We start from the raw sequence: 11694 nt of genomic DNA, 5'->3' as shown, positions 1-11694 counted from the left end.
ACACGGATCTATATCCCTAGTATGGAAAGAATCACCTCACTTATGCATTTCAATGTGCTTGATGCCAAAAAAGGAAAAACCACCACGGAACTTTCATTCCGCAGTGGTTAGCCCTACACTAGAGATTTATCACGTTGTAGGAGTACGTCTTGTTCATAGGTTTTGATATCTGTGATCCACTTTTCACGAACGGGAACGCCTTGCTGAGCACAATAGTAGTCCCAGATTGCACCAAACGGATAGGATTTGAACTCTTCCGTTAACGCAAGACGCAGGGTGTAATCTCCGTCCAACTCGGCTTGTTTCAGAGCATCCACTGGTTCCAGCATCGCACGGAGAAGGGCTTTGATCGTGTTGCGAGTCCCCACAACCCATGCAGCAACACGGTTAATGCTCGCATCGAAGAAATCCAGTCCAATATGTGTGGTCCCAAGCAGATCATGTCGAACCAGTTCACGTGCGATTTCCAGCAACTCATCGTCCATGATCACTACATGGTCACTGTCCCAGCGCATCGGGCGGCTCACATGAAGCAGAATGCCACTTGTAAACAAAGATAAGGACGACAGTTTATTGGAAATAACCTCTGTTGGATGAAAATGGCCCGCATCCAGGCAGATTAACGTATCATTTTGCAAACCGTAACCCATATAAAATTCATGAGAACCCACCACATAGGCTTCCGAACCCAGACCAAACAGCTTGCTCTCTACCGCGTCCAGGTTATGCTCCGGGTTAAGCGCTTCGGCGAATACCTCGTCCAGTGATGCCTTGAGACGTTTACGTGGTGTCAGCCGATCAACCGGATTATCCTTGAATCCGTCCGGTACCCATACATTGGTTACACAAGTCTGACCAAGCTGTTCACCGAAGTAAGCGCCAATCCGGCGGGATGCCTTGCAGTGATCAATCCAGAATTTGCGAATCTCAGGGTCCGGATGACTAAGCGTGAAGCCGTCACTTGATTTTTCATGGGAAAAACATGTTGGGTTGAAGTCCAGACCGAGTCCTTGTTCTTTGGCCCATTTCACCCAGTTCTCATAATGCTTCGGCTCAATCTGATCCAGTTCAACCTGCTCGTCAGTATCCGTATAAATCGCATGCAGATTAACCTTATGTTTGCCGGGAATCAGAGCAAAGGCTTGCTCCAGATCGTTACGAAGTTCTGCAGGTGTGGTCGCAGCCCCCGGATATTGACCTGTAACTGAAATGCCCCCTGTTAACTCCCCATCTTTATTCAGAAAACCTTTGACATCATCGCCTTGCCAGCAGTGTACGGATACTTTGATCTCCGCGAGTTTATTCAGCACCTCGTCCGTATCTATTCCGTGTTGGGCATACAATGCCTTGGCTGCTTCATACGCTTGCTTGACTTGGTTATCCATCCGCAAGAACCCTCCTATTTTAACGTGTAAATGCTGCCGGTACACCGCCATCAATGGTCATCATGCAACCGGTTGTTTTTTCGGATTTCGAAGAAGCAAAGAATGCAATTCCTTCCGCAATATCTCTTGGATAGATATTCACAAGCAATGTCGTCCGTTTGCGATAATACTCTTCCAATTGATCCGGTTCAATTCCATATGCAGCTGCTCGTTCATTTCTCCAGGAACCATTCCAGATGGCCGACCCCTGTAGAATGGCATCCGGGAGAATCGTGTTGACACGAATGCCATACTCTCCACCTTCTGCTGCAATGCAGCGTGCCAGATGCGCTTCCAGCGCTTTCGCTGAACTGTAAGCGGAAGCACTTTTACCCGCATACACCGAGTTTTTGGACCCGATAAATACCATGCTTCCCCCAATACCCTGCTGTTTCATCAGCTTGAACGCTTCACGAGCCACGAGGAAATACCCTGTACCCAGTACATTCATGTTCAGGTTCCATTCCTTCAGGGACGTTTCGTCAAACGGGCTTGATGTCGCTAGTCCAGCATTGTTCACGATGATATCCACTCCGCCATATTGCACCGCAACATCTGCATACGCAGATTGAACGGCTTCCTCATCGGTTACGTCCATTTTCAGCGCATAAGCACGATTCGCACCGTACTGATCATTGATTTCCTGTGCTACCTTCTGTGCGCCCTCCAGATTGAGATCAGCAAGCACCACATGTGCGCCTTCAGATACCAATCTCCGCGCTGTTTCACTTCCGATACCACCTGCGCCGCCTGTGATAAACGCCACTTTACGGGAGAATTCGGTTTCGGCCGGAGCCAAAGACAATTTATACAATTCCAGCGGCCAGTACTCCACATTGTAAGATTCGTTTGCGCTGAGTGATACAAATTGACCCAAGCTAGTAGCTCCACGCATAACAGCAATCGCTCTGTGATACAACGCTCCGCTTACTTGGGAAAGCGCCCAGCTCTTGCCTGTATTGATCATACCCACACCTGGAATGAGGATAACGCGTGGTGCCGCTTCGAACATGACATCACCTTCGTTTTTGTTGCTCTCAAAATACTGTTGATATTGCTCTTTGTAAGCAGCCACACCTTCTACCAGCTTGGATTTTAAGCCTTCGATATCTTCCGCATCCGGTGTCCAATCGATGAACAGAGGTACCACTTTGGTATGTACCAGATGATCCGGGCAAGCTGCACCCACCTGAGACAATTCCGGAGAATTTGCTCCGCCCACAAAAGCAAGTACGTCCTCTTGATCATCAAAGGACAAAATCATTTTTTTTCTATCCGATACTGCTCCACGAATCGTTGGCATCACACGTGATACGATCTGACGACGAACATCAGCGGCAAGTGCCGGGTGCTTCACACCACCAAACAAACTTTCTTCGTTCACTCGTGCTTCGATGAAAGCTTCTGCTTCATTGATAATCTTGATCGTTTGAGCGTAACATTCCTCGGATGTTTCACCCCAAGTGACAAGTCCGTGTTTTTCCATCAGTACGAGTTCGGCATTGGGGTTCGAGAATACGCTTTCAGCAATCATTTTAGATAACGTAAACCCTGGACGTACGTAAGGCACCCATACAAATCGATCACCGTAGATCTCTTTCGCCAATTCCTTGCCGTTATGCGCACAACACAGGCTGATAATCGCATCCGGGTGTGTATGATCCACATGTTTATATGGAAGGAACGCATGCAGCAGAGTCTCGATGGAGGCACGCGGGTGCTTGGCATCAATCATGCAATGTCCCAGATATTCAACCATCTCTTCATCCGACATGAATTCACGTTCAATTAATGGTCGAATGTCTTCAAGCCCAAGTCCGGTAAAATGTTTCGCTTCCATGGAACCCAGATCAGAGCCGCTTCCCTTCACATACATTACTTCTACATCACGACCACGAAAATCCTTCACTGTCGTTTTGGTAGACGTATTACCACCGTAGATGTTACATACACTGCGATCAGATCCAATCAGATTGGATCGGTAAACCAACTGCTCAAGTCCTGTCGTTTTCTCAGATGCCCGCGATGCATTCCATAAACTCTGTACCATTTGTTTCCCTCCGATAATGTTTGTTTTATTCCTAATCCGAGTTTAACATCTTTGTTTTATTTTGAAAACAAAATATTTTAAAACCAAACGGAAATATTCAAAAGCCATCATAGATTAAGCTTTTTTATTAAAAAAACACCCTGACGTGAACGTCAGAGTGTTCCGATTCATCGGGGGGATTAGAAAATCCCTGCTTTTTGAGAAGTGTTTTTAATACCGTAGGTATCATTAACTACGGTGTTGCCAAAGCTCGTCAAGCTTCCGTTCGGACCTGTAGCCATGTCCAGATAGTTCAGACCTGAACTATTTCCGTACCATGACCAGGCAAGCCAGCCTACCCCTTTTTCCTGACCATATCTCATGATGGCATACTCGTCCACGTCACCATTCGTGTGGTATCCCCCGAATTCACCAATGATCAGAGCCAATCCTTTATTCAGCACATTCTCCATATTGGCTTTAACTGTTGCAGCATCCTTGCCGGCATACTCATACATATGAATCGAGAAGACAGTATTTTTCTGGGCATCGGCTGCAAAAACACTTTGTCCATAGTCCACAATGGATTGAGGGAACTGTCCCCATCCGGCTGCATCTACAATGAGCGTATTTTTGATTCCGGCATTTCTTAGTTTTGGAATGGCTTTTTTGTATCCATCAGCCCACGCACTTCCATTCCACGTACCATACCATTCATTGGCGATATTGACGATTACCCGGTCTTCTTTGCCAATCAGAGCTTCCTTTATGCTAATCCAGTAGTTCACTGCCGCATCCAGTGAATTATAGTCATCTTTTCCTGTGGCATCATGTACTTCGAGTACAGCAATCATTTTATTTTGGTTAACCACATTAATAATATTTTTGACCGCATTCAGATCATCTTTGGTGTACAGGCTACCATTCGAAAGAACAATGCGTACCGTATTGGCACCTGTTTTGGCGATGGCAGGGATAGCGGTATTCAAATCATTCTTGTACCAGGAATGTCCGTGATTAACACCTCTCATGACAAAAGCCTTGCCTGTGGAATCATATAACTTGTTTCCGTTTACATAAAATCCTGTGGCAGCAGATGCTTTGGGGGCTGCACTCCCCAATGCCATGAACATGAGAGCAGCAATAACCGTGAAGATGGTACACTTTTTCAGATTAACCATTCGTTTGGAACCTCCTGAGTTTTAATTTTTTTTATTTCAATTAACCCTGCTCTAGGCAATAAGTTAACTAAAATCATTAGTAAAGATGTTTGGTGACAAACCCACATAATAACCTTAGTAATTATTAATTTTTAGTTAAAATAAACTTTATCGATAAGGTTATGAATTCATAATAAAATGAAAACGCTTACTAATCAAGTCCTTTTTACCATGATTATGTATCTTTTCTTTTTACACGCATCAAAAAGGCTCTTTCCCCTCACAACTGTTCGGAGAAAGAACCTTCTGCATCCTAAAATAAGTTAACTCTTGATCATTGCTTGATGCGAACTAAACATCTTCTCTACCTGCTAGCACCAACCCAACCCGGTAATGGGGTATCACCCGAACCTCATTGAACTTTCCGATCTCCACACCCTCAAACCGCTCCACATAAGCCTGATTCACATAACTCTCGATCGTTCCTCTTCGAATTGGGGTTATGGACAGACGGAGCGCGTGATCGGCCAGCAAATGACGGGATTGCTTCAAACCAAGCATCCAGCTATGCCCATAGTGAATATGATCTGTTAACATCTGATTATGAATATGTGCTGCTGCAACGTCTCCTTCATAATCAATCTCAATCCACACGTCATCTACTTGTTCCGGCCAAGCTGTATCCAATCTCAATGTTGCTGCATACGCTTGGGGATAATCCACCTCTACTACAGGCTCGTAAGGCGAAACTTGCAATGTGTACGTACCGAATATGCCCTGCTTTGATTGGGACGACACAGCATATTTAGAAGCTGAAACATGCTCTGGGGCTGGATAGATAGATATCTCCATCTCTGGTTGCTCTACGGATGTGCACATGAGCACCTCATTCTGTACATAAAGATGACTGCTGCTAATCACAAGCCTCTCTTCTCCGCCCACTTGGAAACGATAGGCATGCAATGCCTCTTCACGAGTCAATGTAATGATACGTATGACTGTACCGTCCGATGTTGTGATTTGCATATGATGCTCCTTGCCTGCAATCGGATGAATCACAACTTCATTACCATGGTCAGATACTGTACCTTCGGACATATCCACGTTCGTAACAGACGATGTATCCATAACATACTCAGGTTTCATGCCTTCATGAGCATAAAAGACAGCCGTAAGCTCATTATTCACTGTGAATCGAGTAAGCGGTTGAACGGTGGCACTAATGATCTTCATGCCATTCAAATTCATATGGAAAGGCATAATCGCCGCCATGTCGGATCTCAACTCCATCGTGCCTTCTCTTGGATAAAAAGCAGTTCCTTTGCTGGTATGCAACTCCAATTGTATATCTCGATCAGGCAACGCCATATGATCCTGATAGTTATTCATGAACAGGAATCCCGAGCCTTCTCGTTGTCGAACAGACCAGCGCAGATCCATCATGTTCTCCGGTGTTATCGCATGTTGATCTTCCGGTATAACACTGCCCATTGGTGCAAGCATCTCACCGTAGGCTTCCAGGAACATGGACAAGGTTCGAATGCGGTCATACGATTCACCAATACGTCCGAATTCCCCCAGCGGGGCTTGGTAATCATACGTCATTTTCGGCAATGCCTGTTCGTTCATATATGATTTTTGCCCTACCGGATTGGTACCCCCGTGATACATGTAATATCCGACCAGATTGCTGCCATTCGCCAGCTTCACAATGGTCATCGCTTCAACACTGTCCGCATCTACAACTGGCCGGGCATGATAACTGACCTGCATGCCGCCAGCGAGTTCGCAATACGCAGCAGGGTACTCCAGACTGGCATAATCCACTTCTTCAACAGGATTCATATGCAGATCCCGGAATAAATACTCTCGGCTTGGGGGCTGATTAGGAATCCAGGGGGTATACGCATACCCTGCGAGCATGGGTAACGTTCCTTCTTCAGGCACCGCAGCATTACCCCAGGCCGTGGCAGTATAGAACATGGGGTGCATGCCGACTTCTTCGGCAATACGGCGCAGCATCTTCAGATGTTCTCGTCCATCCCTGCCAGATGAAATGTATTTTTCGCGGGTATACCCCCAGGCATCCATGGGTGCGCCAGCGTGCATATACTCATTTTCCAACTGTACCCCGATAATAGGGCCACCCTCCTGATAAAAACAGCCGTTGAGCTGACGGGCAATCTCCCGATATAATCGCTTGGCGCAATACAGATATCCTTCATCATTCGATCTTACTTCAAATGGATAACTGAATAACCAATCTGGCATCCCTCCATTACGAACTTCCCCATGACAGAATGGACCAATCCGCACGATCAATGGCAGCTGATGTTTGCCGCACAGATCCACAAAGTGCCGCAAGTTCAGGTTCCCTGACCAATTAAATTCCCCTTCCTGCTCCTCGTGAAAATTCCAGAAAACATACGAAGCGACGATGTTCACTCCGCCTGCCTTCATCTTCAGTAATTCTTCTTCCCACTGCAAGTAAGCGAATCTGGAGAAGTGAAATTCACCTACCACGGGAATATGGGGTTTAGCATTACGAGTCATATAATAGTTAGTAAAATCATACGATTCTCCTCGTGGGTTTTTGCCTCCACTGCCAGTCATGCGACCCGCACGAATCTCTTTATCTTCTGCATCCAGTACGAAACGAATCTGGCTTCCTGCTATACTATCGTTCATGGCTTATATCACTCCTTAGGTATAGATGGGATAGGGTTGAATCGATGATCAATTATCGATGAATGATTGCCCCTTGATGATTGGGGTTCTTCTTCAGAACCCGCTCCAACTCAAGTTCGGCTTCATTTGTCCGACCAAGGCCAAGAAGACCTAATGCCCGCATATATCGGCAATGTTCTTCATTACGCTGGTTGAGATCGTCGTCAAACACCAGGAAATCGGGCAGAGATACCGCAAAATAATCCATTCGGATGTGATCATGCATATTTCTTTCCGCATAGTCAATGAGTTTGTTAAAGCGTCGGTTGGCTTCCTTCACATTGCCAAGTTTCTGCCAGGCCAGACCCTGATAATAGATGGATTCCGGCGGTTGATCATTATAAAACATCGCGCTTGCCGGTTCGTCAAGACCGATTGAAGCTCTATGAAAGCTCTCCTCTGCAGCCTGATTATTCTTCAATTGCTGGTAGACACAGCCAAGATAAAAATAAACGGGGTTGTCTCCGGCTCCCTCTAGCTTCCCTTCACCTAAGTTCTCCGGATAAACCAAAGCCTTCTGCAACAACTCCAATGCTAGCTCAGGTTGTTGTTTCTCCAAATGTTGCTTCGCAAGTTCCGTCAGTGCTGTAACATATTGTCCTGTAACCTTGCCTTCTCCGCCCTCCCAGGGATGAAACCGCCGTGCCTGAAGAGCATCCCATGCTTCCTGATGACTACCCTGCATATTCAATAGAGTTACCCACTCGATATACAGATCATCACGGTGGTGAACCAACTCCATATGCTGTTCCAGCAATTTGATTCGACGCTCGCCAGAGTGCCCTATCTTCTTGTGTAATTGATCCAACTCGTAGAAGATTCGGGCATCCTTTGAATCCAACCGGAAAGCTTCTTCTAATGAAGCCTGTGCAAGATCAGGGCGATTCAGCTTGTTATAATAAGCCAGTCCCAGATTCCGATGTACAGTTGAATATGACGCATTCGCCTCGCGCGAAGTTTCCCAATGGGTGATTGCTTCCTCGTAGCGTTTATGATCATACAACCAATTTCCCAGGTAATAGTGAGCACGCGCATCATTCGAATCCACCGCCAATGCATCCTGAAGCACCATGAATTCAAATATCGTATTAGGGAAGCAATAATCTGTTGGAGCAGCTTTCCCCTGCTTTTGAAATGCCCGGGCCTGTTCCATATCCCCCAGTTGACGAAGCAAGTAGGCTTGAGCATAACCAACCATGGGATACAGCTGTGAATTCTCGGATTCAACATACGATAGTACCGTCAGTGCTTCTTCCCACAACCCACAATCCGCGTAATCTGCGGCCAGGTTTAGATAATTATGAACGTCTCCTCGCATCAGACGATGGAAATGCTCACGCGCTTGCTCCGCTTGCTCGCTCTCTGAAGATGCAGTCGTTCGGTTGTAGATCAGGACTAATTCATGTGCGGCTCCAAATTCAACCGGGTCCAGGTCCAACGTTTCATACGCATATTGGATGGCCCGTTTATCCTGACCCAATCTGCGCAACAGAGCCACCTTCAGATGCCGAGCCTTGTAGTTTCGAGTGTTACGGATCAGCGAACGTTCGATGTGATCCAGCGCTTCCGTGTCCCGATGCAACGCTGTATCAATCTGAGCAAGCATGTAATATCCCGTATCCTGAAATTGTGCGGACCATACGGCTTTATATAGTGCTGCGTAGGCTTCTTCCTGCTTCCCCTGTAGCTTCAAACTCAGACCGAGTTGGTAAAAAGCTTCAGTATCATATGGATTCGTATTTTTCCACGTCAGCGATTGTACAGCCTGTCTGAAATGCTTCTCTGCATCTTGAAACAATCCTCTGCGCAGCAGCAATGTGCCATACGCAATATTTAGACGAATATCCGTTGCATCACGCGTCAAGCCTTCCAGATAATAAGGTTCTGGTTCATACGTGGCATGGCGATATTGTTCCAAATGAAGACCAGCCAGATATAGTTGTTCATTCGTACGAATCTCGGATGGCAGCGGGAGTGGTTTGGCCGCGTCTGGAACTTCCTGAATCTCCGTACGTTCAGGCTGATAGGCCACAAGTACTTTTCCTTCCGCAGTTCGAACACTTAACTTCAACTGATGCCATTCATCTTGTCCGCTCCACGGGAATGAAGACTTAAATAGTTGCGTAGGTGAGATATTACATGTCTCATGGAGATATATCGTGGATGGTCCTATTACTTCAACAGTCACTTGTTCAAAAACCGATGTTGCATACACCATCACGGTTACCGCTCCGGTCGTTTCATCCATTTCCAGATTAACCGCTGCATCAATCGTTGCATTTTTGACCATACCAATTCCTTTATACGGCATAAAATACTGTGAAAATGATTTGGCTTCATAGGGCTGTAGCCACGTAAAATCAGGCTGATTATCGGTATAGATCCCAGTCATTAATTCAATATAAGGTCCATCCTCGTCCGTTAACTGGCGATCCCAGGCTTGCCCGAATTCTCCGTTCCCCCAGGTCCATTGCTTCTTGCCCGGAGAAATGTGATGATTGGCTACGTGCAACAAACCTGCCTCAACCCCGTGGTCATAACCCCCTACAAAATTATAATCCGACTTATACGCCATATAGGATGTTGGAACCGGTATGTTTTTGTATCGCGAAATATCCACACCTTCGGAGTAGTCCATTTTGTAATAGGTGCCGGTTGCGATGGGAAAGCGGGATACGTCCCGTTTTCCATGGTCCAGCACAGCCGTTACATCAGGTGGAAACACGGATTGCGTATGATCGTTGACGGCCACAGCCGGATTAGCCCACCATAGAAAAGTTTGAGGGGCGCTGGTGCGATTGTATACCTCGGCGTGGATTTCCAGATAGGCTTTGCCGGGATGTAATGTGAAGCCAGCGGTCATTTTGGTGCCATACATGCGATCAATCTCACCCACCCACACGGTAGCGCTTCCATCTTCGTTACTGTCAAATGTATAGTCGACTGGACCAAACGTGTTGGGCCGATGATGCTGTGGCCAGTTGAATTCAATTCCTCCGGAAATCCATGGGCCTGCCAGACCCACTAGTGCAGGTTTAATCACCCGGTTATAATATACAAAATCATACTCGTTGGTCCGATCCAGCGCACGATAGATCCGTCCACCCAGTTCTGGCATCATCTCGATACGCACATATTCATTTTCGAGAATAATTAATCGATAGGACTTCATTTTTGCTTCATCTTCAATGCTGTCGATCACGGGATGCGGGTATACTTTCCCCGAACTTCCCTGATAGATTCTCTTTTCAAGAAACATCGGATTTTGGTCAGGTTTACCTGTACCATAGGTTGGAATATCTCTGGTTTCTTCCCATATGCGAACATCTGATGTCGCTGACATGTGATTCAATTCCCTCACTCCTTGGCCTCGTATATATTATGATCATACGCTCCGAAATGCAGGAAGAACATTGACATTAAGCGGTTCTTGATGGACGATCTTCGGATTACCCCATAACCAAAGAGAGTACCTTTCCACCGAATAATACAGTGAAAGGTACTCTCTGATCAATCTTGATTAACTCATCTACGGCGTGCAAAATCCACAAATCTGAACTTGTCCGGTCGATGCCTCGACTCCGTATACTGAAATTGGCTGGCATCCTCCAGATACACCTGGCTTCTCACCACAACTACATTATGGAACCCATCAAGGTCAAGCAGTTCCCTGTCCTCAGCGGTAGGTTCTTCCACCAAAATCTCTTTTTTGGCAAACGAAATGGAAAGCCCCAGCTCTTGCTCAATGTACTCATAGATGGAATCATTACAGATCTCTTTGCTGAGCCCAGGAACAAGCCGCTGGCTAATGTAATCTTTGTCCAGTATGACATGCTCTCCATCCACTTTGCGTACACGTCTGATCTCCCAGACCTGTTCATTCAGACCAAAGTTAATTTTCTTGTGCAACGTCTGATCGACCTGTTGCTCCTCGAAAATCTTCACATACGTTTGAGCGCGATGACCCATTTTTTTGGCTAATTCCTTGAAGCTAACCAGACCTGAGATGGGAAAATCGATCTTGCGTATGTCCAGTACAATCGATCCCTTGCCTTGAATCTTCTGAATATAACCTTCTTCGTACAACATTTTCAGTGCTTTGCGAATAGTCTCTCGAGACGTTTGATAACTTTCCGATAGATCCAGTTCCGATTGAAGTAGCGTCCCTGCCTCAATCTCTCCGGTCCGAATACGATCTGCAATATCTTCATATATCCGGATAAATTTATTATTCATTATTCATCACCATTGTTCATTACCCTTTTTTATCATATTGGCAACCTATTATAGCATTAAAAACCATTCGGGCGGTAATTTCATTACTGGGCATGATTGAAGTACCACATGCAAGATT

6 protein-coding genes are annotated in these 11694 nt (G+C 46.1%); all 6 read right to left on the bottom strand.

All coding sequences use genetic code 11. The features are described 5' to 3' along the window. Positions 1-113: 113 nt before the first annotated feature. Positions 114-1385, bottom strand: a complete 1272-nt coding sequence (rhaA, locus tag ACTHPG_RS08345) for an L-rhamnose isomerase (protein WP_433753317.1) — start codon at positions 1383-1385, stop codon at positions 114-116. Positions 1386-1404: 19 nt separating this feature from the next. After that, on the bottom strand, positions 1405-3474 hold the full coding sequence (locus tag ACTHPG_RS08340) for a bifunctional aldolase/short-chain dehydrogenase (RefSeq protein ID WP_440388653.1): 2070 nt from the start codon (positions 3472-3474) through the stop codon (positions 1405-1407). 179 nt (positions 3475-3653) lie between these two features. Further along, positions 3654-4586, bottom strand: coding sequence for a glycoside hydrolase family 5 protein (locus ACTHPG_RS08335; RefSeq protein ID WP_440390183.1), 933 nt, complete (start codon positions 4584-4586; stop codon positions 3654-3656). A gap of 378 nt (positions 4587-4964) precedes the next feature. Then, positions 4965-7301, bottom strand: a complete 2337-nt coding sequence (locus tag ACTHPG_RS08330; protein WP_440388652.1) for a beta-galactosidase — start codon at positions 7299-7301, stop codon at positions 4965-4967. Between the two features lie 52 nt (positions 7302-7353). Further along, positions 7354-10683 carry a DUF5107 domain-containing protein gene (locus ACTHPG_RS08325; protein ID WP_440390181.1) on the bottom strand — a complete coding sequence of 1110 codons (3330 nt, stop codon included), beginning with the start codon at positions 10681-10683 and terminating at the stop codon, positions 7354-7356. A gap of 182 nt (positions 10684-10865) precedes the next feature. Then, the gene (gene treR, locus ACTHPG_RS08320; protein WP_440388651.1) at positions 10866-11576 is read right to left on the bottom strand and encodes a trehalose operon repressor; all 711 of its coding nucleotides are present in this window, start codon (positions 11574-11576) and stop codon (positions 10866-10868) included. Positions 11577-11694 lie beyond the last annotated feature (118 nt).

The sequence above is a fragment of the Paenibacillus sp. SAF-068 genome (genome assembly GCF_051967555.1).
Classification (GTDB): Bacteria; Bacillota; Bacilli; order Paenibacillales; family Paenibacillaceae; genus Paenibacillus.
The sequence above is the reverse complement of the archived record's forward strand: the minus strand, read 5'-3'. Positions and strand labels throughout refer to the sequence as shown.

What these genes read in the sequence shown, in the direction of transcription:
- ACTHPG_RS08335 (WP_440390183.1), bottom strand. Translation starts at nt 4,586, where the DNA reads ATGTTCATGGCATTGGGGAGTGCAGCCCCCAAAGCATCTGCTGCCACA.
- ACTHPG_RS08340 (WP_440388653.1), bottom strand. Translation starts at nt 3,474, where the DNA reads ATGGTACAGAGTTTATGGAATGCATCGCGGGCATCTGAGAAAACGACA.
- treR (WP_440388651.1), bottom strand. Translation starts at nt 11,576, where the DNA reads ATGAATAATAAATTTATCCGGATATATGAAGATATTGCAGATCGTATT.
- ACTHPG_RS08330 (WP_440388652.1), bottom strand. Translation starts at nt 7,301, where the DNA reads ATGAACGATAGTATAGCAGGAAGCCAGATTCGTTTCGTACTGGATGCA.
- ACTHPG_RS08325 (WP_440390181.1), bottom strand. Translation starts at nt 10,683, where the DNA reads ATGTCAGCGACATCAGATGTTCGCATATGGGAAGAAACCAGAGATATT.
- rhaA (WP_433753317.1), bottom strand. Translation starts at nt 1,385, where the DNA reads ATGGATAACCAAGTCAAGCAAGCGTATGAAGCAGCCAAGGCATTGTAT.